Genomic DNA, 24,116 nt, shown 5'->3' on the forward strand with positions numbered 1-24,116 from the left:
GCAAGTTTTGCTGATAATAACAAGGAGTCTATTTTGAAAAAGATGTTAAATCGCGCGTTAGTAACAATGGCATTTTTAAGTGCACCTATGATGGCACATGCTGAAAAAATTGCTGTGGTTGATATGGGCGAAGTATTTGAGCAACTGCCTCAACGTGAACAAATTTCACAGTCACTAAAAACTGAGTTTGGTGATCGAGTTGCTGACGTACAAAAAATGCAAGAACAAATGCGTACATTAGTTGAAAAGCAACAACGTGATGGCGCGTTAATGAGCGAAAGTCAAAAAACTGAGCTTGGACGTGAAATGGAATCACTAAAGTCTGATTTCCAATTAAAAGGCAAAGCACTTGATGAAGATATGCGTCGTCGTCAAGGTGAAGAGCAAAACAAGCTTTTAGTTAAAGTACAAGAAGCGATTAATACTATTGCTGCAAAAGAGTCTTATGACATCGTATTGCAACGTGGTGCAGTTATCTACGTTAAGCCAGATGCTGATATCAGTGATAAAGTTGTTCAAGCGTTAAGTAAAGGCAACTAATGAAAACCGTGACTTTAAAAGAGCTTGGTCAGCTATTAGGCGCATCTGTTAAAGGCGACGACACTTTGGTGATCACCAGTGTTGCGACCCTAGAAGATGCCGCCTCAGATCAACTTTCTTTTTTAGCCAATAGTAAATATCGTGCCCAGCTTGAGACCTCTCAAGCGGGTGCGGTGTTATTGAGTGAAAAAGATGCCGAAGATTACAGCGGCAATGCTTTAGTGTTAAAAGACCCATACGTGGGCTTTGCACGGGTAGCACAACTTTTAGATACCACCCCAAAAGTTACCAAAGGTATCCACCCCTCGGCACAAATCGATGCCTCAGCGCAACTGGGCGAGAATGTCGCTATAGGGGCTAATGTTGTCATCGATGCCAATGTCATTATTGGTAATGACGTACAAATTGCTGCAGGTAGTGTTATTGGCGAGCAATCTATCATAGGTTCTGGCTGTATTTTAAAAGCCAATGTGACTTTTTATCATGATGTGATTGTTGGTCTGCAATGTATTTTTCATTCTGGTTGCGTGATTGGTTCTGATGGCTTTGGCTATGCGAACGAGCGCGGTAACTGGATCAAAATCCCACAAACTGGTGGTGTAAGAATTGGCGATAATGTAGAAATTGGCGCCAATACCACAGTAGATCGTGGTGCTTTATCTCATACAGAAATTCATGATGGCGTTATCATCGATAACCAAGTTCAAATTGCCCATAATTGTGTTGTCGGCCAAAATACCGCTATTGCAGGAACCTCATTCCTAGCCGGTAGTGCGACTCTTGGTAAGTACTGTATTATTGGTGGCGGTAGCGGTATCGCAGGCCATTTGAAGGTTGCAGACGGCACCCATGTCTCTGGCAGCACCAATGTGACAAGCGAAATTCGTAAACCAGGTTTGTATTCATCTGCTACAATTGCAATGGATAACAAATCATGGCGTCGCAATACTGTTCGTTTCCGTCATTTAGATGAATTATTTAATCGCGTCAAAGTGATTGAAAAGAAAATACAAGATTAGAAGTCATGGCATGATTGCCATTGCGAGGAATTAGCGTGTCAAACCAATTAAATACCATGGATATTGAAGAGATCCTTCAGTATCTTCCTCATAGATACCCTTTTTTGTTAGTTGACCGTGTTCTAGATTACACCGTAGGTGAGTCTTTACATGCGATTAAAAATGTCACCTTTAATGAGCCTTTTTTCCAAGGTCACTTCCCAGTTAAACCAGTAATGCCTGGTGTATTAATCATTGAAGCGATGGCCCAAGCAACAGGTTTGCTTGCATTTAAAACCATGAGTCCAGATCCATCACCAGATGTCTTATATTTACTTGCTGGTATTGATAAAGCACGTTTTAAGCGGGTGGTATCTCCAGGTGATCAGATTCATTTCCACGTTAAAATGATTAAAGAGCGCCGAGGAATTGGTGTATTTGAAGGACAAGCATTCGTCGATGGCGAGCTAGCCTGTTCAGCCGAAATCATGTGTGCACGCAGAGAGATCAACAAGTGATTGATAAGTTAGCATTCGTTCACCCAGACGCAAAAATTGGTAACAATGTCACGATTGGCCCTTGGAGTTATATTGGCGCTGACGTTGAAATTGGCGACGATACTTGGGTTAGTTCACATGTCGTTATCAAAGGCCCAAGTGTCATTGGTAAAGGCAATCGTTTCTTCCAGTTTTCTTCAATTGGCGAAGAATGCCAAGATAAGAAATATGCTGGTGAGCCAACAACTTTAATCATGGGTGATAATAATATCATTCGTGAAAACGTGACTATTCACCGTGGTACCATTCAAGATAATAGTGAAACCCGTATAGGTTCAAATAACCTACTTATGGCTTATGTGCATATCGCTCATGACTGTGTGTTAGGTGACAATATTATCATGGCAAATAATGCTTCTATTGCAGGCCATGTACATGTTGGTGATTGGGCTATTTTAGGTGGCATGACTGGTGTACATCAGTTTGTACATATTGGTGCCCATGCGTTTACTGCAGGCTCTTCAACCATCTTTCAAGATGTGCCGCCATTTGTGATGGCAGCCGGTAGCCCAGCTATCCCAAGAGGTCTGAACGTTGAAGGTTTGAAGCGCCGAGGTTTCACTAAAGAAACCCAACATGCTATTCGTCGTACCTATAAATCGCTATATCGTAAAAATTTAACGATTGAAGAAGCATTAGCTGAAATTACTGAAGACGCTGAAGCCGATGAATACGTTAAAGGCATGGTTGAATTCATTAATGGTTCATCTCGCGGGATCATTCGATAGTATTGATAATGACAAATAATACCCCTCGTATATTTGCTATGGTCGCCGGAGAAATCTCCGGCGATATTTTAGGCGCAGGCTTAATTAAGTCGCTACAAAATCACTACCCAGATGCGCGCTTTATTGGCATTGGTGGTCCTCAAATGGAGGCTCTTGGTTTCGAGAGCTTTTTTTCGTTTGAAGAGCTTGCCGTTATGGGGATTGTTGAAGTGTTAGCAAGGCTGCCGCGTTTACTTAAAGTGCGCGCCAGTTTGATTGAGCAAATTTGTGCAGCAAAACCTGATTGCTTTATTGGTATTGATGCGCCAGATTTTAACCTTGGGGTTGAACTCAAGTTAAAAAATAAAGGCATAAAAACGGTCCATTATGTGAGTCCGTCGGTCTGGGCTTGGCGTCCAAAACGTATTTTCAAAATCGAAAAAGCCACCAATATGGTGTTGTCGTTATTACCTTTTGAAAAAGCGTTTTATGACAAACATCAGGTGCCATGTACCTTTGTCGGTCATACTTTAGCGGATGATATTCCGCTTGAAAGCGATAAGTTAGCTGCCCGTAAACTGCTGGGTTTAGACCCTAATGCAGAATATTTAGCCATTTTGCCTGGATCTCGCGGTGGTGAGCTAAAACAGTTAGCTGAACCTTTTATTAAAGCGGCGCTGATTGTTAAGCAAGCTTATCCAGATATTAAGTTTGTCACGCCACTGGTTAATAAGGCCCGTAAGGAGCAGTTTATTGCCGCCCTTGAGCTGTATGCACCAGATTTGGTTATCGATTTAATTGAAGGGCAATCAAGGGAAGTCATGGCCGCAGCTGACGCTATTTTACTAGCATCAGGCACTGCAGCACTTGAAGCCATGCTGGTTAAAAGGCCTATGGTGATGTCTTATCGGGTTAATGCGCTGACTTACAAAATTGCTAAACGCATGATGTTAGTTGAGCATTACTCTTTGCCAAACTTGCTCGCGGGCAAAAAGCTTATTCCTGAAATTGTTCAAGATGAGTGTAATCCTGAGAATATTTCAGCTGCAGTGATTGAGCAGTTAAATGCAGATTTTACGCCGCTTAAGCAAGAGTTTGAGCAAATTCATCGCAGTTTACGCTGCAATGCCAGCGATAGAGCTGCTGACGCGGTAATTAACTTACTCGATTAATATCAGTAATTTTTAAAGCCTGATTGAGTGATGTTATTCGCTCAAGCAGGTTTTTTTATGGCAATTTTAGAGGTGATTTGTGAGTCGTATTCCTGCAGTAATAAAGGGTATTACCCCCGAACAAGTTGAATACATTAGCCGCGGCGTGGTCGCGGGTGTTGATGAAGTTGGCCGAGGCCCATTAGTGGGTGATGTGGTTACCGCAGCAGTTATTTTAGACCCTAATAATCCGATATCAGGCTTAAATGACTCAAAAAAATTAACTGAAAAACGCCGTGAATTGCTATTTACTGAAATCAGTGAAAAAGCCTTATGCATTAGTGTCGGCCGTGCATCCCCATTAGAGATTGATGAACTTAACATTCTCCATGCCACCATGCTGGCTATGCAGCGGGCAGTGCAAGGCTTAACTATTACCCCAGAGCGAGTGTTGGTGGATGGGAATCGTAGTCCAGAGTTTGGAATTGTTAGTCATGCCATTATCAAAGGTGATGGCTTGGTGGCAGCAATAAGCGCCGCATCGATTATTGCCAAGGTAACCCGCGACAGGGAAATGGCTGAGCTTGATGCCAGATATCCACAATATGGGTTTGCCAATCATAAAGGTTACCCAACTAAAGCCCATTTTGAAGCATTAGCACAACATGGGGTATTAGCTGAACACCGCAAAAGTTTTAAACCAGTCATGGCAGTACTGGCAAAATCTGAATCTTAAACCGCTTTGGTTATAACAATATAGCATTAGACAGCATCGCCAAGTATTGCCTACGGCATTGGCGCTGTTTAATCGGCTTATTTAGCGATGATAGCCCTAATCTGTTCTATTAAATTTGGGGTTAGTTTGTTAATCTGGCTAGCAGTTTTTTCCTTTTAATCACGCATTTCAAAGATACTATAATCTATGTCCGATCCTCGTTTTGTTCATCTTCGCGTTCACAGTGATTTTTCCATGTCAGATGGCGTGGCAAAAGTTAAACCTATTATTGCCAAAGCCGAAGAGCTTGGAATGGGGGCGCTAGCGATAACAGATCAAAATAACTTTTGTGGTCTGGTAAAGTTTTATGGTGGCTGTCATGGGGCAGGGATCAAGCCGATTGTTGGCGCTGATTTTTGGATGAAAGTCCCAGGTTTTGAAAAAGAGTTTTGCGCCTTAACTATCATCGCCTTAGATAACGACGGTTATCAAAATTTAACCCAGCTCATCAGTGAGGCCTATTTACGTGGCCAAATAGATGGGCGAGTGGTTATCGATCAAGAGTGGCTGATTAAGTTTAATAAAGGCATTTTGATTATTTCTGGGGCGAAAGAAGGCGATGTTGGTAAGGCATTATTAAAAGGTAACCAAACCCAAGTTGATCAGCTGATAAATTTCTATCAAACCCATTTTGAAGATCGTTACTTTTTAGAGCTTTTGCGAACTGGCAGAGCTGATGAAGAACGCTATCTGCACATGGCGGTAAAATTAGCTTCTGATCGCAATCTACCTGTTGTGGCGACCAATCAGGTGGTCTTTTTAAAGGCCGATGATTTTGAATCCCATGAAATACGGGTGGCGATCCATGACGGTTTTACTTTAGCTGATCCTCGCAGACCGAAAAAATACAGTAAAGAACAATACTTACGCACAGAAGAAGAAATGTGTGAGTTATTTGCTGATATTCCATCAGCACTGGCAAACAGTGTGGAAATCGCCAAACGCTGTAATGTGACTATACGTTTACACGAATATTTCTTGCCTAACTTCCCAACGGGCGATTTGACCATTGAAGACTTTCTCGTCGAAGTGTCGGAAAAAGGCCTAGAAGAGCGGCTGGAATTTTTATTCCCTGATGAACAGGTACGTTTAGAAAAGCGTCCCGAGTATGATGAACGCCTAGATATTGAGCTAAAAGTGATTAACCAAATGGGCTTCCCTGGTTACTTCCTTATTGTAATGGAGTTTATTCAATGGGGTAAGGATAACGATATTCCTGTTGGACCGGGTCGTGGATCTGGTGCGGGCTCATTAGTGGCATATGCACTAAAAATTACCGATCTTGACCCACTAGAGTACGACTTACTGTTTGAACGTTTCTTAAACCCAGAACGTGTCTCTATGCCTGATTTCGATGTCGATTTCTGTATGGATAGACGTGATGAAGTTATCGATCACGTTGCTGAATTGTATGGCCGAGATGCGGTATCACAAATTATTACCTTTGGTACCATGGCGGCAAAAGCTGTGGTACGGGACGTTGGCCGTGCACTCGGTCACCCCTATGGTTTTGTTGAACGGTTAACAAAAATGATCCCTGCAGAGCCCGGGATGACTCTGACCAAAGCCTTTGAAGTGGAGCCATCATTACCAGAAGCGTATAACGCTGATGAAGATGTCCGTGAGCTGATTGACATGTGTCGACGACTTGAAGGTGTTACTCGTAATGCCGGTAAGCATGCTGGTGGCGTGGTTATCTCACCGACAGTTATCACTGATTTCTCGCCCCTTTATTGTGATGCTGAAGGCTTAAACCCAGTAACGCAATTCGATAAAAATGATGTAGAAACCGCAGGGCTAGTTAAGTTTGATTTCTTAGGCTTAAGAACCCTGACCATTATTGATTGGGCGCTGCAAATGATTAACCCGCGCCTAGCAAAGCAGGGCAAAGAGCCCGTCAGGATTGAGGCCATTGACTTAACCGATCCTAAGTCGTTTAGATTACTTCAGCGCTATGAAACCACAGCGGTATTCCAGTTAGAATCCCGTGGTATGAAAGATTTGATTAAACGTCTGCAACCCGATTGTTTTGAAGACATGATTGCACTTGTGGCACTGTTTCGCCCAGGCCCATTGCAATCAGGCATGGTAGATAACTTTATTGAGCGTAAGCATGGCCGTGAAGCGGTCTCTTACCCTGATGCAGAATATCAACATGAGTCATTAAAAGAGCTGTTAGAGCCAACCTACGGCATTATTTTGTATCAAGAACAAGTGATGCAAATTGCCCAGGTTCTTGCCGGTTATACCCTAGGTGGCGCGGATATGTTACGCCGTGCAATGGGTAAGAAAAAACCAGAAGAAATGGCAAAGCAGCGCGGCACCTTTAAAGAGGGGGCTATCAATAACGGTGTTGATGGCGACCTGTCGATGAAGATCTTCGACTTGGTTGAAAAATTCGCCGGTTATGGTTTTAACAAATCTCACTCAGCTGCCTATGCACTGGTTTCCTATCAGACCCTATGGCTTAAAACCCATTACCCTGCCGAGTTTATGGCGGCGGTAATGTCAGCAGATATGGATAACACAGATAAAATCGTTATCTTAGTCGATGAATGTGAACGCATGGGCATACCGCTTATTCCACCGGATGTGAATAAAGGCTTATTCAAATTTACCGTTGATGACGAGCTTAACATTGTCTACGGGATCGGTGCGATTAAAGGGGTTGGTGATGGCCCAGTGGAATCGATTCTCAATGCCCGAAAAGACGGACCATTTATTGATTTATTTGATTTCTGCGCCCGAATTGATCTTAAAAAGCTCAATAAACGCGTCATCGAAAAACTGATTTGCGCCGGTGCATTAGACAGTTTAGGTCCGCACCGCGCGGCGATGATTGCCACCTTACCAGAAGCGATTTTGGCCGCGGCCCAGCATGCCAAAGCTGAAGCTATTGGCCAAAACGATATGTTTGGCCTACTTAACTCTGAACCAGAAGACAATAAACAAAACTTTGTTGAATGTACTCCTTGGCCTGATAAAGTTTGGCTTGAAGGTGAGCGTGATACTTTAGGTTTATACCTTACAGGTCATCCGATAAATCAATACTTAAAAGAGCTGAAGCATTACACTTCAGGGCGTTTAAAAGACGTGCATCCGACAGATCGCGGCAAAACCATGAAGGCCGCGGGGCTAGTTATTGCCACTCGAGTGATGGTAACCAAACGTGGCTCAAAAATGGGGCTGGTGACGTTAGATGATAAAAGCTCACGCTTAGAGGTGATGCTATTTACTGAAGCGTTTGAAAAGTTTAATCACTTGCTTGAAAAAGATAAAATTTTGATCTGTGAAGGTGAGGTCAGCTTTGATGATTTTGCTGGTGGCAATCGCATGACTGCCCGCAACATCATTGAAATTGGCGAGGCTCGTAGCCACTTTGCCAATGCAGTGGAAATAAACATTACTGCTGATGACATCAATCAAACTTGGCTTGAGCAATTTGAGCAAGCATTAACGCCATGGAAAAACGGCAGTGTGCCGGTTATCATTAATTATCAGCAGCAACAAGCAGCAGGCCAATTACGCCTTGGTGATGAATGGCGGGTGAATCCAACCGATGAACTGATGCTGGCAATTGAAAGTCTAGTGGGCTCTAAAAACGTCAAAATCGTGTTTAATTAATTTAGCAAACTGGCTTTGGTTTCGGGCTCACATTGCTGAGCCATTTGGGCAATAGAGGCATCCATTGAGCGTAGATATTTGCAAAGCGATACAAGCGCATGCGCTAGTGCTATTAAACGCACAGCCTCAGGCTAAGTTAGTATTAGCTTACAGCGGCGGGGTTGATTCTGAATGCCTTGCCTATGGTTTAAGCCAGTTTGCCCAGCAGCACCCTAATATCCCTTGCTTATTAGTCCATGTTCATCATGGACTTAGTGACAATGCAGAGCATTGGGTCAATCATTGTCTCACTCAGGCTAAGCACTATCAGTTACCCATACAGATAGAACGTGTAGCGATTAATAAAGCTGCGCGGCAAAGTTTAGAGGCGCTCGCCAGAGATGCCCGCTATAACGTCTTCAAAAAATACCTTAACCAAGGCGATATATTACTCACCGCCCATCATCAAGATGATCAACTGGAAACCTTACTGTTAGCCCTCAAACGTGGTCAAGGGCCCAAGGGCTTAGCGGCCATGGGCGCCATGCAGCCATTTAATCATCAAAGTTGGATTGTTAGGCCGTTACTTGATGTTACTCGCCAGCAAATTGAAGCTTTTGCCAGTGATAACCAACTTAAGCACATTGAAGATGAAAGTAATCAAGATGAGCAATTTGACCGTAACTTTCTGCGCCATGACATCATTCCGAGATTAAAAGCTCGCTGGCCAAGTATTGCCACCACCGCATCACGCAGTGCTAAATTATGCGCTGAGCAGCAGCAAGTGATTGAAGATGAAGTTGATACGCGCTTACCCGCATGGCTTGATACAGCAACACCATTTGAGTTGCCCGCTTTTAAATTACAGCAATTGTCAGACCAAACACCTCAATGGCAAGCCCTGTTGTTGCGGGGCTTTATTCAATCTTTAGGGTTTAATTTGCCGTCTCAATCGCAGCTGGAACAAATTTTACAGCAGCTGATCTATGCCGCTGATGATGCCAAGGTGGATATTTTTTGTGGTGATTACTCAATAAAGCGTTTTGCTGGCAAGGCATTTGTGGTGCCTGTTAGTAATGAAAAGCCAGATGATGTTGAGTTGATTGGCAATATTCAGTCATTGTGTACTGGCAAGCAATTGAGTTTAACCGTGCAGATGAATCAGCTAGCTGACTGCGCTATTGGTTTAACGCAAACGGGAGTAAGACTAAGGTTAGCGACAACGGAGCAAGTGACTATCTCATTTGGCGCCAAAGGCAGTATTCGCTGTCAGCCGCATTTTCGTGATAAAGGCCGTGAGCTTAAAAAAGTTTGGCAGGAGCTAGCCGTGCCACCTTGGCAAAGGCATAAAATACCGCTTATTTTTTACAATGACACCTTAGTTGCCGCCATTGGTTTTTGGGTTGATAAACGCTATCTTGCCAGCCATAACGAGTTAGGCGTTTGTTTGCATACTTAATTTAAAGCCGTTTTTACCCGCGGCTTTTGCTGCATACAACGCCATATCTGCAGTTTCATAAAGTTTGTCTTGGGTTTGTGGTGGTAAAAACTCAGCCACCCCAATACTGCATTGCACCTTAAATGCACTGGTTAATGGGTGGCTATTTATTGCCGCAATAATACGTTCACACAATGGTGTCATCGTATGTTCTTTTCCTTGGGCTATAATTATAAATTCATCACCACCAATTCGAAATGCTTGGTCAGTATTGCGGATAGCATCATTTAATAAATCAGCAAACTCTTTTAATACCGTATCCCCCAGTTTATGACCATGTTGATCATTGAGGTTTTTAAAGTTATCTAAGTCCAGCACAATCAGAGAAATATCAGCTTGTTTTCGGTTAGCTCTTGCCAGTGCACTCTTAATACTTTGCCGATAATAATAGCGATTACCTAGCCCAGTCAGGGCATCAAACATCGCTTGGTTCGACATCTGCGCATATTGGTAGGCATTATGTAATGGCTGATTGAACAGTTCTTCTAAGGTGTTTAACAATCTTGTTTGACTTGGTGTCAGTGGCGTAGATAAGTAATATTTAATGCTATAGGGCTCACCAAAACCGGTGATCACTCGCTGAATACTGAGTCCCTGGCAACGACCCCAATTCAGTTTTAATTGGTGATTAAGCTGGATGCCGCGGATCGGCAAAACTTGTCCGATGCTTTTGCCATAGCGGGCAAAAACGCTTTCAGGGTCTAAATTTGAGTGTAATTGCTGTAACACTGCCAGTAAATTAAGCCTAGGTTCTTCATCGGTTATTTTATAATAAGCTTCTGATTTACTTATAGTTAACTTCGGGTATGGTTGTGACGTTACTGCGTAGTCCATAGCTATTATCCCAATGATGATTTCAAGTTTCTAATTGTTATTCGTTTGATAAATTTATTAAGCAATAACTATGCCTGTTATTTTTTGTTTACCATTTTCATAAGGTTATTGTTAATTTGCCACTTTGTTAATAGACTGTTTATCTAATCGTTATTTTATTGACTCGGAGAACATGCCTTTATGGAGCACAGTATTTTCATCCATATTCTCTCAATGCTAGTCATTGCGATTGTGGCAATTTCTTTGTTACGCCGAGTTGGGTTACCGCCAATCTTAGCTTATCTGCTAACCGGGGTTTTCAGCGGGCCTAGTGGCTTTCATTGGTTTACTCAAGCGCAAATGCATTCAGTGGCAGAATTGGGTGTGGTGCTGCTGATGTTTAGCCTAGGGTTAGAGTTTTCGGTTCCTAAGCTCTGGTCTATGCGCCGCACAGTATTCGGTTTAGGCAGTGCTCAGGTGACATTCACCGCATTAATTGCCGGTTTAGTCGCCTACTTATTCGGTCAAAATATGGTTGCTGCGGTGGTGATTGGCTCTGCTGTGGCGCTATCATCAACGGCGATTGTGCTAAAACTGGTTAATGATCAAGGCTGGATGCGTCGCCGACATGGCGAGCTCTCTGTCAGTGTGCTGTTATTTCAAGATATTGCCGTGGTACCGCTACTGATTGTATTACCTTTGTTATCTCCTAGCAGTGAAGCCATGGGCGCTGTTGAAATCGCTTGGGGGCTGTTCACTGGTATTTTGGCCTTTTTAGCATTGATGTCATTTGGTAAATGGATTTTACCGCGTATTTTTGATGAAGTAGCCCGCTCTCGCTCTAACGAATTGTTTGTATTATCAACCTTAGTGGTGGTGTTAGTTACTGGGGCGTTTACCCAGTGGCTGGGATTATCCATGGCGTTAGGTGCCTTTATAGCGGGGATGCTGTTAGGGGAAAGTCAGTATCGACGTCAGTTAGAAGCGGATATTAGACCATTTAGAGATTTACTGATGGGACTGTTTTTTATCTCCATTGGTATGCTATTAAATTTTGCTATTGTTGTTGAGTTTTGGTGGCAAATTTTATTAATCCTCATTGCAGTGTTAATGACCAAAATCTTAGTGGTGTTTGGTTTATTAAAGCTTGGGGGCGAGCAATTTAAAGTGGCATTAAGTACGGCTATCAGTTTGGCTCAAGTGGGCGAATTCAGTTTTGTGGTATTAGCCTTGGCGGTTAATTATCAGCTATTAGAAACTCAAATGAGTACCATTTTAGTGATGGTGGCGGTGTTATCCATGTCCATCGCACCTTGGTTAGTCAGGCATTGTGTTGATATTGCGGCAAAAATTGAGGGTAAAACCAATAGTAAAGATCAAATGGATGAAGAATTCATTTTACCCAGCCCTGATGATGGCGACTTGGTATTAATATTAGGTTATGGCCGTGTAGGGCAAACCATTGCGCGTTTTTTAAAAACCGAAGCGGTGCCATTTGTGGTGCTGGACTTAGATCCCAAACGTGTTTCTGAAGCCCGCGCTGCAGGCGAGCCGGTCTATTTTGGTGATGCCTGTAAAATGGGCTTGTTAAAGCAAATTGGTATTCGCCGAGCCAGCATGGTGGTGATCACCTTTGGTGAGTCAAGGCAAGTTGAAGACTGCTTAGCATTATCACGTAAATTAGCCCCTGAAACTAAAATTATTGTTCGCACTACAGATGATGCTGAATTAGAAAATTTAACAGAAGCTGGCGCCACTCAAGTTATTCCAGAAAAGCTCGAAGGCAGTTTAATGCTGGTGTCGCAAGTGCTGTATAAATGTGGCGTGCCGCTACCAAGAATTATTAAACGTTTAGAGTCTGAGCGCCGTAATCACTACCAATATTTACATGGTTTTTTCACTGGCGCCGAAACCGACTTTACCTTGGAACTGCTGCATGCTGTGGCGTTAGATACAGGTGCAGATGCTATCGGCAAGAAACTCACCGATATTGACTGGTCGCAGTTTAGTGTTGAAGCACGAGCTGTTAGACGTAAAGGTGAGGAGATAAGTCCACCGCCGGATGATTGGGTGTTTGAGCGCCGTGACATTGTGATGGTGGTAGGAAAACCCCGTGCAATTGAAGCCATTGAAGAGCACTTATTACAAGGCTAGTTGCAAGGCTAGCATCAATTAGCTTACGCACTCTATGATATTAGCCTTAAAAAAAATAATTAAAGCGCATGTCACGGTAGAATTTTACAGGCATCTTCCATAGAATGGATGGTTACGCTCGTTGTTGTGTAGCCATCTTTTGCTACTGCTCGTATGGAATAATGCATGTCTGCCAAATTGTTTAATCTTCCAATAAAAATTACCTTAGAACTTGTTGCTAAGCTATTTTCATCTACTCAACTGCAAAAGGCGCAGAATTATTTGATTGAAGGGCGGGTACTCGACGTTCACGCCAGTCAAGATAACCACAATGTTGAATCCTATGTGGTAGGAACCGCCACCGAGCCTTATCGTCAAGACATCAGCTTGGTCAATGTCAATCATAAAATCGTGATGAAATCTCATTGTACTTGCCCTGTTGCTAGCAATTGTAAGCACGTTGCCGCAGCGTTACTGGCGTTAGTGGATAAAAAGCCAGTTGAAGAGCAGCGTCTTAGCCAATGGATTTTACAATTAGATAAGCAAGATACCCTCACACAGACCGAAGATGATGAAGATAAAGAACGGATAATCTTTGTGTTATCAAGCGATCATCATGGTATTTTTGTTGAGTTTAAACGCAGTAAATTAAACAAAAAACTGCAGTATAACAAAGGCAGTAAAGTTGCGTTAAATGATGTGAAGTATCATCTGCCATGGTGGATTAACGCTGAAGATAGCCAAATCATCAGCTTATTATTATCGTCTTCAAAAAGTGCCTCAAAAATCTATCTTGAAGGTGAAATTTGCGCACTGGCATTAAATAAGATGATCCAACTTGGCAGTTGCTTTTGGGAAGAAAGCCGCACCCCAATTCAGATGACCCGCGCATTAACCCCAGACTTTATTTGGCAAGAAACTGATACCCGTCATACGCAAATCAGTATGACCATGCCTGAGCTTGAAAACTGGGAGTTTATTGCCACCAATCCACCGATGTTTATGGATTTAGACTATCTAAAGATTGGTCATTTGGATACTGACTTAAGCGTTGAAAAATTAAAGCTATTGCAACAAATGCCGCCAGTGCCATTAGATAAAGTCGACGATATCAGCGATAAAATGTTGCGTCACTTTTCCCCTAAAAGTGTCCCTGTACCCAGTGAAATTGAATTTTATGAAATTGAGCAGCCATTAGTCGCAAAGCTGACTTTTACCATGGTGCAATTAAGCGACAGCGCAGTTATGCAGCCGGTATTACAGCTGCAGTATGGCTATGGCGATATGCTGTTGTCAGGCAAATTAGCTCGCGAAAAAATCACCTTGATTAAGCAAGGTAAAGTCCAGTATCAAATTCATCGTGATCCTGAGCAAGAAGCGCAAGTGGTGCAGATACTACAAAGCTTGCAATTGCAACTTATTGATAACAGCCTGCTGACTTATAATCATGCCAGTAGCTTTTACAGTTTAGGCTTAATGCCTGATATGGTGAATGAGTGGGCCCAGCTCACCACCTTTGGGGTGATGACCTTAGAAGACTTAGGCTATAACGTAGAGTTTGCCCCAGAGTTTGACCTTAATATTGTTGAAGCCGACATTGAAGTTGACCTTGACGATGATGAAGACAGCGGCTGGTTCTCACTGTCACTTAATGCTGATATTGATGGCCAAAGTGTACCTTTATTAAGTTTAGTTGCCCGTTGGCTGCAGCAAAATGGCGAGCCAGATGACGAGCAGGAGCTCATTCTGCCAGGGCCTAATGGCCGCTTTGTGAAGATTAAAGCCAAAACCATTAAACCGCTTATTTCGGTTATCCAAGAGTTATTCCAGCGTGGTGGTGGCGACCAACTAGAAGTCCCTCGCAATCGGGCTGACTTATTGAATGAGTTATCAGAAAGCGATATTCGGTTACTTAATGGTGAGCGCGTTAGACAGTTAGCCAATAAACTTACCGAGTTTAAAGGCATAGAGTCAGCGCCGCTGCCAGAAGGGCTTAATGCCACCTTACGTGACTATCAAAAGCAAGGTTATGACTGGCTGTGTTTCTTAAAAGAATACCAATTAGGCGGTATTCTTGCAGATGATATGGGGCTAGGTAAAACCCTGCAAACGCTCGCTTTTTTACTTAAAGCGAAACAATCAAAGCAACAAAGCAGCGCAGTTAATCCACGGGCATTTAGGCCCAGTTTAATTGTTTGTCCCACCAGTTTAGTGGGCAACTGGTTTAAAGAAGCACAAAAGTTTACCCCAAGTTTAAAAGTGCTGGTGGTACACGGCAGTAAACGTCAGGCATTACTTGAGCAGATTGCAGATTACGATGTGATTGTGACCACTTATCCTTTGATCTTGCGTGATGAATTGTTCTATAGCGAATACAGCTTTGAGCATATTATTTTAGATGAAGCACAGCAGATTAAAAATGCCCAAGCAAAAGTCACTCAAGCGCTTAAAACCTTCAAAGGCCAATTTAGATTATGCTTATCAGGTACGCCACTTGAAAACCATTTAGGCGAGTTAAAATCACTAATGGATTTTTGTTTACCGGGATTATTAGGTCAGCATAATTACTTTAATAAAGAATTTAGAGGCCCGATTGAAAAGCAAGCTGATACTGAAAAATCGGCGATATTGCTCAATCGTATTGCGCCGTTTTTACTGCGCCGCACCAAAAGCGAAGTAATGTCGGAGCTACCAGAAAAAACCATAATCATTCAAACCTTAGAGTTAGAAAAAGATCAGCGTAATTTATATGAAAGTATCCGTTTAGTGATGGAGAAAAAATTACGTGAATTGTTTGCTAAACAAGGTGTATCAAGCAGTCACATTGAGTTTTTAGATGCATTGCTTAAACTACGCCAAGCCTGTTGTGATCCACGCTTAGTGAAGCTAGAGCAAGCGCAGTACGTCAAAGATAACGCCAAACTCACTTGGTTGACTGAAAATGTACCCGAGATGGTTGAAGAGGGCCGTAAAATCCTTATTTTCAGCCAGTTTACCGGTATGTTGGCGCTAATTGAGCAAGAGTTGATTGATTTAGGCATAAGCTATAGCAAGCTTACAGGGCAAACCCGTAACCGTCAGGTTGAAATTGACGCCTTCCAAGAAGGTGAAATTCCGGTGTTTTTGATTAGCCTAAAAGCGGGCGGCACAGGGCTTAATTTAACCGCCGCCGATACCGTGATCCATTTTGACCCATGGTGGAACCCGGCTGCCGAAAAGCAAGCCACAGATAGGGCGCACCGTATCGGTCAGCTCAACCCTGTATTTGTGTATAAACTGATTGCCCAAGGGACGGTAGAAGAAAAAATTCAAGAGATGCAGCAGCACAAACAAAGCCTAGCTGATAGCATTCTTGCAGGCAGCGCTAAAAGCCAGTGGACAGGTAATGCAGATGATTTACTGTCACTGCTTCGCTAGTCGCTAGTCGCTAGTCGCTAGTCGCTTGTTAGTAAGTCATTGATGGGGTTTTATTTAGCCTTAACAAATTCATCCAAACAATCAAACACATTGATATGTTGATATTGCCAATAGAGCTGAGATAACTCAGCTCTATTTTTTTTATGCTCAGCTTGCTGACTAGCATCGTTTTTATCCAACGACGTAGCAAGGTAAGCCATAAGTTGGCTAAATTCAGTTATCACCCTACCCGCAGCAGGAATAGACGCTGCATAGTCATAGCATTGGCGGCTGTCAGTACTATATTGCTGCTGATCAAATTGATAAAACACAATATCCGCTTGGCTTTGCAGCATATCGATATACAAAGACGAATAATCGGTAATTAATAGATCAACCTCATTAATAATTTCATAGGTATCTTGCCAATCACTGATATTAATAATGTTAGGGTAATTGGATATATCATTGCCAAGTTGGGCTTCATTAGGGTGAAGCCGTAATAAAAATAGCTGCTTATTAGCAACTAAATAAGCCGATAACAACTCAAAATCAAATGCTTGCAAATAAGGATTCGATTGTTTTTCAGCAAGGGCAGAGGCGTCACGCCATGACGGGGCATAAAGAATAATACTGTCAGCGTGATTAATTTGCTTAAGTTCATCAGCTAAGGAATTTGATTCGGGGTAGTGGCTGTAATAATCAGTGCGCGGATTACCGCAATTGAGCATTTGGTTAAGGTTGATGTTAAAGGCGCTGGCAAAAAGGTTGGCCACTAAATCACTGGGGGCAATCATATGATCAGGCTTTACTTTTTGCTGGTGGTATAAACTTGCAGAGTTAAGCTTTTCGCTCAGGCTTTTAGGGTGATAAATCGTTAATAAGGGGCCGTTGTTAATATCATACTCAATACGTTTTAGCGGCGAGCCATGCCATAAATTAACCTTGGTGGCACCTTTAGCAAAATACTGATTAATATCACCAATATAACTAGTATAGAAATAAAACTCAGTGGTTAACGCATGATAAATCCCTTTGGCGCTCCAGCGGTGATACGCCTCATAGCCTTGTTGGTTTAATGCGCTGATAACATCGCCATCGCCACTTATCCAAATCGCGCGGATCGTTTTTGTGCGCTGCCAATGTAAAAACAGGTATTTGCTATTATCGGCAAATTTATTTTTATAACACCCCATCACTGCTTTGCGCGTTCTTGGCGTTAAGCCAGATAAAAAATATACGCTTTGAGTCATGACATATTTGATGCTATTGGCAATAAATTGGCTCATGCAATGTCTCCTTGACTGTAAATTCCTTTAAATACAAAGTTTAGCACTAAACTGCTAATAAGCTTAGGCCGCATTAACAGATTTAACCGCGAGGTTATTTTTAATCTCAGTGGTTGAAATATCGTCGGTACGGGTGAGGTACATGACTTCGCACTGGCTTTTTAAGAAATCAAATTCACCTTGCCAATCATCGCCGATGGCAAAAATATCAACATCAAAACGGCTAACATCAGCTGATTTTTGCTGCCAGTTATGCTCAGGAATGACCTTTGATACATATTTACAAGCCGCCACAATTTCTACCCGTTGCTGGTAGCTAAAGAAAGCTGCCTTGCCTTTTAGGGCATTAAATTCATCGGTAGAAACCCCAACAATCAGTTGATCGCACATTTTGCTTAGGCGCTGAAATAATCTCACATGGCCAAAGTGGAATAAATCAAATGTACCGTATGTAATGATGGTTTTCATAATGAATATCCTTTTTAATCAGTAATTAGCTGCAATCTCTAATTTAAAATCAATTTAGCTTTTAATGATGATGTCAGCTTGTTTGCTGTGAAACTTTTGCTGCAATATGTTTGCTAGGTAAAGTGGCTTTTGCGCTTGGGCAAATTCCATTTCAACCATTTGTATTTCTTCATCAGGGGTGTGCTGGTCAAAGTTCAATTGCACCGGACCATAGACGCCATAAGTGGTGTTGCTGTCATGCAAATGCTTATGTTTACTGGATGCGCCAAATAGGGCTAAATCGCCTTTGGCTGCTAACCAAAGTTGTGGCAGTAGTGAAAAAAACTTGTTGTTAAAATTAAACTTGTGCGCTTTAACGGCTTTATTGTGGTTGTTAATCACGGTTTCAGTCAGCAGTGGTTTATTGGGCTTGATGATCAATGCGCCCACAAATAAGGTCAGTAATAGTGGTGACAGTAAGATATAAAACATCATCATTAGTCCACGCTGCATTAGCGTGTGGTAATTACTGGCGCTTTGGGTCGATGTGGCGATTAAACTTTGATCTTCAATTTTGCTCCAACTGCTGGTTTGTGGGTCTATCATCAAGTCTTGGGAAATGATTTTATTGTTAACCGATAATTGCGGCCCAACATAGGTATTAGGCAAAATAATACTGTTTTGGATCTGGCTATCTTCAATAAAGCAGTATTTTCCCACCACCACCGCATCAGTTAATTGAGCTTTATGAGACACTTTGGTGTATTCACCAATTGCGCCATACACCTCGGCGCTATCTAATTGCGGCAGCTCGCATTGGGCTTCAACCATAAGGCTTTGGTTGCTTGAGCCTGTTTGGTGTTTGCGACCTTTACTGCTAAATATTTTGCTACAAATCACAAATTCAGTGGCTGCCACATAGCCTGATAAGCTGTCTAAATAAAAGCACTGACCATGAAGCACTTGGGCGATACTATCATCATGATCTACCGCTGTGGTTTGCAGTGGCCAGTTAAGCAATTGATTGTGTTTCCAGCCAGCGGGTAGCATCATCATTCCAGGGTTACGCTGCTCCATTGTTGCGTGAACAAATTTGGTGGGTACCATGCTGGAAAATGCCACAAAACGCTCTAGGCAAGGGCTTCTTAATATATCGCCTCGAACCACTAATGCCTGGGTGGTGTTATCGATATGCATTCTGGCAAGCACGCTATTAACTGCTTCTTGTGGCTTACTTAAAAAATACTCAATATTCAAACCCCATTGCTGGCCATTACCAATTTGGGCTTCCAGTTGTTCTGCATCAGCGCAAATCACCATTTTGACTTGGCTTATGCCTGCATCCGCTAAATCTTCTAGGGTGTACTCCACTAGAGGCTTGTTTGCTAGCGGTAATAGCGCTGGGCAATATTGCTGGTTTAGCGGCGCTAATTCATTTCCATTGCGGTTGGCAAATACGATAGCTTGCATAAGGTCTCCTAGTAGGCGCCACGCGCCAAAAGTACAGCTGGAATAGTTTTTAATAACAGTGTGATATCTTCTTTAAGCGATTGTTTGTAGATGTAATCAATGTCCAGTTCTACTTGCTTATCAAAAGGAATATCTGAGCGTCCGCTAACTTGCCAAATGCAGGTGATGCCAGGTTTTACCCCTAATCTGCGACGGTCGCTTAACTGATATTGGCTTACTTCATTAGGTAGTGCAGGTCTTGGGCCAACTAGTGACATATCACCAATTAACACGTTCCAAAGTTGTGGTAACTCATCGATTGAAGCTTTGCGGATAAGTTTTCCTATGGTGGTAATACGCGGATCTTGCTTCATTTTGAAAATGACGCCACCTTGCATTTCATTGTTTTGTTTGATTTTTTCTAACCTTTGCTCGGCATCAATATACATTGAGCGAAACTTCCACATGGTGAATGCTTGGTTATTTTTGCCACTGCGTGTTTGTGAAAAAAAGATCGCCCCTTTCGACTCAATTCGGATACTTAATGCGGTTAACGCAAATAATGGCGCTAATAAAATTAGCAAAATGCTAGCAGCAACAATATCGAATGTGCGTTTTGCAAATTGGCCACATTTGATTTTAAAGAAGTACCAATGACGGTTGTGATTTGAAATAGCTGATAGCGGCTGAGCCTTAGCTTGGCTGGTCGCTGAGGCCAAATTTAGCTGTTGTTTTTGCTTTAACACTCGCGCTAAAAATAGCGGGTTACCCACCACGTAGCGTTTCCACATGCGTTGTGGCTCTTGTGCTAAGCGCCATATCCATTCCATTCCTACTTGTCTGACAGCAATAGGTGCACGAGAAACATTATTGGCGAAGTAATCAAACAGTCCACCAACCCCAACGGCTGCGCCCACCTTTAATTGATATTTATGTTGCTCAATCCAATGTTCTTGCTTTGACGCCCCCATGCCGACGAGTAGTAGCTGCGCCCCTGATTGATTGATTTGCTCAATCACCTCTTGTTGGTTGCTTTCATTTAAATAACCATTATGACAGCCCACTATCTGTAAATCAGGGTACTGCTGTTTAAGGTTGGTTGCCGCCTCTTCAGTGGTGCCAGCAGTTGCCCCCAGGAAAAACAGTTTTATCCCTTGCTCACTGGCGCGTTGACACAGTAACGGCAGCATATCAGTACCATTCACATTGTCTTTAAGGCCGATACCGTGTAGCTGGCAAGCAATACGAATACCGCTACCATCAGCAAAAACTTGCTGGCATTGATTGAGAATATTTTTATAAGAGCTGTCTGTTGAGGCAATGTTCAAGCAGTCTGCATTTACAAAGGCAAAATGTTGGGTTTCATCGCCCACAGAGTGCTGCGCTGCTTTAACCAGTTTTTCAACACTGTCAGCCATTTTATTATTATCAATATTGACCCCAAGTAAGTTGAATTGCTCAGGGTAATTCAGCTCAGTAGAGACAACAATTAAACGGCAAATTAGGCACTTACTTAGGTTAATTAGGTAATGAAATAAGCTGCTAAATTCAGGGGCTGCATTATTGATATGTTCAATCCCCATATTGCGCTGCATTTTTTCAATGGAAAAAACACCAGGGCGGCTATTGGTTGAACTTGGCTCAAACACGCAATACTCAAAGGCACTGCCTAAAAAACCAATTTCGCCTTTAATGATCCCCAATAAAAACGGCAGTCTTGAAAAGCGCCCTTGGCTAAATTGATACAGCGCAACTTGGCGATCTGATACATGAATGTAGATAGCATCAAAAATAGCTTGCTTTGAGCAGGCAAGTATTAAGGTTTTAAACACCATTATTGGTAGCATTAAAACCAGTAATATTATCGCCATAAAGCAATCAAAAGCGCGGACTGACAATAAGGTTGAGTCTGATGCCTGCGACTGGGTTTGAGTGTTTACTGATTGATGAGCGTCCATACCGTACCTCATAAAATGCAATGATTAATCGTTCGATACCTTGTTAAAGCACGAACTATTCCATATTTGTTAAGTATCTGATTAATAGTGTGTTATTGTGTTTTTAACTGTTTTTTTTCGGTGGTTTTTTAGCAAGGGGCTTGCAATAAAAAGCTGACTTTGCAGAATGCGAATCGCACTGCAAAGCCAGAACAGGGAAGATGAGATAAGAGCTGCGGGTTACAATTTACTTTGTTGCATAAATTCACTTGAAACGCCGTCACGTGAAATACGTAGTTTTTGTAAAATGCCGATAAATTTTTGCCCAACAGCTTCGATAGCGATATAACCCCAAGCAGGTATTATCCACTGCGCATATGCGGCAATCATGGTGGTGACGGTTTTAAAGGTTTCACTTCTTATAATGCTAGGTGATGCTTTCATCGCGCGGTTAAACAGCTTTACAGCAGCGCTGCCATCACCAATGCGAATAGCTTGTCTTGATAAGTACCGTAATTGGAACCCGCGAGCAGACTCTTCATGTTGCTTTAATAATTTAGGAGCAAAACCACGGGCTTTTTCAATCATTTTCTCCCATGAGGCATATTGCTTCTCAAGGTTTGCTGATAAGCCACCATGATTAAGGCGGTAGTAAGTTAATGGCTCTGGTAGCCCTTCAATTTCCCAAGAGGTGGTTGCAGCAATACGTAACCAACATTCAATATCTTCTGATTGGCGGAAGTTCTCATCAAAGTAGCAGCTGTGGCGATTTTTACTGCTTGCTGGCTGAAAGCGTATGTCGTTTAAGGTGCTGCGGCGAATAACCGGCGCTGAGCCATTTCCTACAGGGTTACGGCATAATAAATGGGCAGCATCAATGTCAAAAAGTTTTGGCATTTGATAAAAATCGATAAACTTACCTTGATAATCAATAAAGCTTGAGCGTGAAAAACTTAATCCAACGTTGGGGTTCTTATCTAAATGCACCACATGGCGCTGTAGTTTTTCAGGGTGCCATAAATCATCAGAATCAATAAAGGCCACAAACTCACCTAATGAATGACGGATGCCGGTATTTCTTGCCGCTGCTAAACCTTTGTTGGTTTGATGACGGATGATATGTACTCTTGGATCGCCGATAAATTGTTTACATATTTGCATGCTATTATCATCACCGCGATCATCAACAATCAATAGCTCGAAGTTGTCATAGGTTTGCTTTAATACTGATTCAATAGCCGATTTAACAAACTGTTCAACGTTATAAACTGGCATTACTACTGAGATTCTAGGAGACATAATGTTTTCCTTAACTGTTTGTAACAGTTGGTTGATTAAATGAGATACGGCTGCTGTACCAGCAAAGCCAAGGCATAATAATTAAGTAAGTCACCATCACACTCAGTGCGACTGTGCTTAAGCTGAACTGACTTGCAACACTGATCACCAGGGTTAACAAAGCGGTGATAGCTAAATTGAGTTTGAAATTTAAACGGCTATGGCCGTGGGCAAGTAATAACTGACTGGCGGCTTCTGCCATTGGGCGAACAAGGCCGCTTAAACATAAGAAGATGAACACTGAAATGGCATCGGTTGTTAACCATTGCTCACCGTATACAAATGGCACGTAAAGGGGCGCAAGTGTTGTTTGTAAGATGATGATAGGGGCGGTAATCGCGCTAATGGCCATCACACTGTGACGAAACTTCTGCTTAGCAACTTGTTGGCTATTTGCTACATTGCTCGCGATTTTATCGTCGCTACAAAGGTGCGAGTAAAACGCGGTACCAAAGCTTTGAACTAGCCCTAAACTGATCCCCAAGCTGACGTTGTAAGCAAAGAAGTAAACCCCCAGTGCCTCAACCCCCATGAAGTAACCAATGACCATATAATCAATGCTTTGTCTTAGGGTGTTAATCAAATCGCTTGAGCTCACCGGAATGCTAAAGCTAAGGATTGATTTAACATTTTTAACGGATGCTTTTTGGGTAAAAGTCGGTAACGGATTGCCATTTTTATGCAGGTAAATCCAGACCAATACCATCACCACTTTAGGGATAATAATGGCCCACAAGCCAAAGCCGCTCAGTGCAAGTATTGCAGTTAAGATGCCATCGCCCACGGTTTGCCAAAGGTTGGCGCTAGCCACTTTACGCATATTGTTGTTACGTAAGTTCACCGTGGCGTACAACATGCCAAATGGCAGTAATAAATAACTACTGGCAACAAACAAGATAGGCAGAACAAGTTGGCTGTCTTGGTAGTAATAAGCCAGTGGTAAGCTGATTAAACTCATTAGTGCAAAGGCAATAAGGCAGGCGCCGAAGTTAATCACATTGGCGCTGGCTAAGTTGTCTTTAAACTCGGTATCATTCATGCGAATAAGTGCTGCTGAAGTAATGCGGCGAGTTGGAGTACAAATTAATTCAAATAGGGTTAAGGTAATGGCCACTTGACCGAAGATTTCTGGTGTCAGTAATCTCGCGGTTATCACGCTAGCTGCTAATCTCACAATGCGGCCACTAAACTGAGCACTCGCCAACCACATTAGGTTTTTACCCAATGTACGAATGCCTTGATTCAGCATTTGATTGACGGTCGTTTTAGGACCTAGTGAGTTAGTGGTTGTTTGCATTATTTGAACCCTTGATCTTGTTAGCTAATTTGATCTTGTTTGCAAATTCAAATTAGGACTAGCTGACTGCATACAAGGGGAGTTACACTTATCGTGCCAACTTTTATATGTATGTTTTAATTGGGTTTTATGATTTTGCGGGGTAAGTGCTGCTGAGGTGTTTTAGCAAATTGAGATAGGGCCGTTGC

At 42.5% G+C, this 24,116-nt stretch carries 17 protein-coding genes; 10 read left to right on the forward strand and 7 right to left on the reverse strand.

Annotated features, from left to right (window positions below; genetic code table 11):
* Positions 1-42: 42 nt before the first annotated feature.
* The 8 genes from AB4160_RS08970 (at position 43) to tilS (ending at position 9,790) form a co-directional block, all read left to right on the forward strand.
* Positions 43-540, forward strand: coding sequence for an OmpH family outer membrane protein (locus tag AB4160_RS08970; RefSeq protein ID WP_102439646.1), 498 nt, complete (start codon positions 43-45; stop codon positions 538-540).
* Positions 540-1,559, forward strand: coding sequence for a UDP-3-O-(3-hydroxymyristoyl)glucosamine N-acyltransferase (gene lpxD / locus AB4160_RS08975; protein ID WP_372004267.1), 1,020 nt, complete (start codon positions 540-542; stop codon positions 1,557-1,559). Before AB4160_RS08970 ends, lpxD begins: the two co-directional genes overlap by 1 nt.
* A 35-nt stretch (positions 1,560-1,594) precedes the next feature.
* A complete protein-coding gene (gene fabZ / locus AB4160_RS08980) occupies positions 1,595-2,056 on the forward strand; it encodes a 3-hydroxyacyl-ACP dehydratase FabZ (protein WP_076542894.1) in 462 nt (153 codons plus the stop codon).
* Positions 2,053-2,823, forward strand: a complete 771-nt coding sequence (gene lpxA / locus AB4160_RS08985) for an acyl-ACP--UDP-N-acetylglucosamine O-acyltransferase (protein ID WP_102439644.1) — start codon at positions 2,053-2,055, stop codon at positions 2,821-2,823. Before fabZ ends, lpxA begins: the two co-directional genes overlap by 4 nt.
* 8 nt (positions 2,824-2,831) lie before the next feature.
* A complete protein-coding gene (gene lpxB, locus AB4160_RS08990) occupies positions 2,832-3,974 on the forward strand; it encodes a lipid-A-disaccharide synthase (RefSeq protein WP_102476172.1) in 1,143 nt (380 codons plus the stop codon).
* 88 nt (positions 3,975-4,062) lie between these two features.
* Complete coding sequence (gene rnhB, locus AB4160_RS08995) at positions 4,063-4,689, forward strand: ribonuclease HII (RefSeq protein ID WP_241900949.1); 627 nt, start codon at positions 4,063-4,065, stop codon at positions 4,687-4,689.
* A gap of 186 nt (positions 4,690-4,875) precedes the next feature.
* The gene (gene dnaE / locus AB4160_RS09000; protein WP_372004269.1) at positions 4,876-8,352 is read left to right on the forward strand and encodes a DNA polymerase III subunit alpha; all 3,477 of its coding nucleotides are present in this window, start codon (positions 4,876-4,878) and stop codon (positions 8,350-8,352) included.
* A 64-nt stretch (positions 8,353-8,416) separates the two neighbouring features.
* Positions 8,417-9,790, forward strand: coding sequence for a tRNA lysidine(34) synthetase TilS (tilS, locus tag AB4160_RS09005; protein WP_102476169.1), 1,374 nt, complete (start codon positions 8,417-8,419; stop codon positions 9,788-9,790).
* On the opposite strand, the gene AB4160_RS09010 is transcribed toward tilS, so the two are convergent.
* A complete protein-coding gene (locus tag AB4160_RS09010; RefSeq protein WP_102476168.1) occupies positions 9,767-10,663 on the reverse strand; it encodes a GGDEF domain-containing protein in 897 nt (298 codons plus the stop codon). The genes tilS and AB4160_RS09010 overlap by 24 nt on opposite strands.
* A gap of 180 nt (positions 10,664-10,843) precedes the next feature.
* On the opposite strand from AB4160_RS09010, the gene AB4160_RS09015 reads away from it, so the two are divergent.
* Together AB4160_RS09015 and AB4160_RS09020 are read left to right on the forward strand one after the other, a co-directional pair.
* A complete protein-coding gene (locus AB4160_RS09015) occupies positions 10,844-12,796 on the forward strand; it encodes a monovalent cation:proton antiporter-2 (CPA2) family protein (RefSeq protein WP_102439639.1) in 1,953 nt (650 codons plus the stop codon).
* 165 nt (positions 12,797-12,961) lie between these two features.
* Positions 12,962-16,192: an SNF2-related protein gene (locus AB4160_RS09020; protein WP_372004272.1), complete on the forward strand. Its 3,231-nt coding sequence runs from the start codon at positions 12,962-12,964 to the stop codon at positions 16,190-16,192.
* A 50-nt stretch (positions 16,193-16,242) separates the two neighbouring features.
* Here AB4160_RS09020 and AB4160_RS09025 read toward each other — a convergent pair whose 3' ends face one another.
* The 6 genes from AB4160_RS09025 to AB4160_RS09050 form a co-directional block, all read right to left on the reverse strand.
* Entirely contained in the window at positions 16,243-17,460 is a 1,218-nt protein-coding gene (locus AB4160_RS09025) for a CDP-glycerol glycerophosphotransferase family protein (RefSeq protein WP_372004274.1), read from the reverse strand.
* Between the two features lie 63 nt (positions 17,461-17,523).
* The gene (gene tagD / locus AB4160_RS09030; RefSeq protein ID WP_102439637.1) at positions 17,524-17,928 is read right to left on the reverse strand and encodes a glycerol-3-phosphate cytidylyltransferase; all 405 of its coding nucleotides are present in this window, start codon (positions 17,926-17,928) and stop codon (positions 17,524-17,526) included.
* Between the two features lie 54 nt (positions 17,929-17,982).
* A complete protein-coding gene (locus tag AB4160_RS09035; RefSeq protein ID WP_102439636.1) occupies positions 17,983-19,377 on the reverse strand; it encodes a sugar phosphate nucleotidyltransferase in 1,395 nt (464 codons plus the stop codon).
* Positions 19,378-19,385: 8 nt separating this feature from the next.
* Entirely contained in the window at positions 19,386-21,314 is a 1,929-nt protein-coding gene (locus tag AB4160_RS09040; protein ID WP_372004276.1) for a WecB/TagA/CpsF family glycosyltransferase, read from the reverse strand.
* Positions 21,315-21,533: 219 nt separating this feature from the next.
* Complete coding sequence (locus AB4160_RS09045; RefSeq protein ID WP_102439634.1) at positions 21,534-22,592, reverse strand: glycosyltransferase family A protein; 1,059 nt, start codon at positions 22,590-22,592, stop codon at positions 21,534-21,536.
* 10 nt (positions 22,593-22,602) lie between these two features.
* Positions 22,603-23,928 (reverse strand): oligosaccharide flippase family protein, encoded by a 1,326-nt coding sequence (locus AB4160_RS09050; RefSeq protein ID WP_372004278.1) that lies wholly within the window; start codon positions 23,926-23,928, stop codon positions 22,603-22,605.
* Between the last annotated feature and the right edge of the window lie 188 nt (positions 23,929-24,116).

This window comes from Shewanella sp. 10N.286.51.B8, assembly GCF_041469325.1.
In the GTDB taxonomy this organism is placed as follows: domain Bacteria; phylum Pseudomonadota; class Gammaproteobacteria; order Enterobacterales; family Shewanellaceae; genus Shewanella.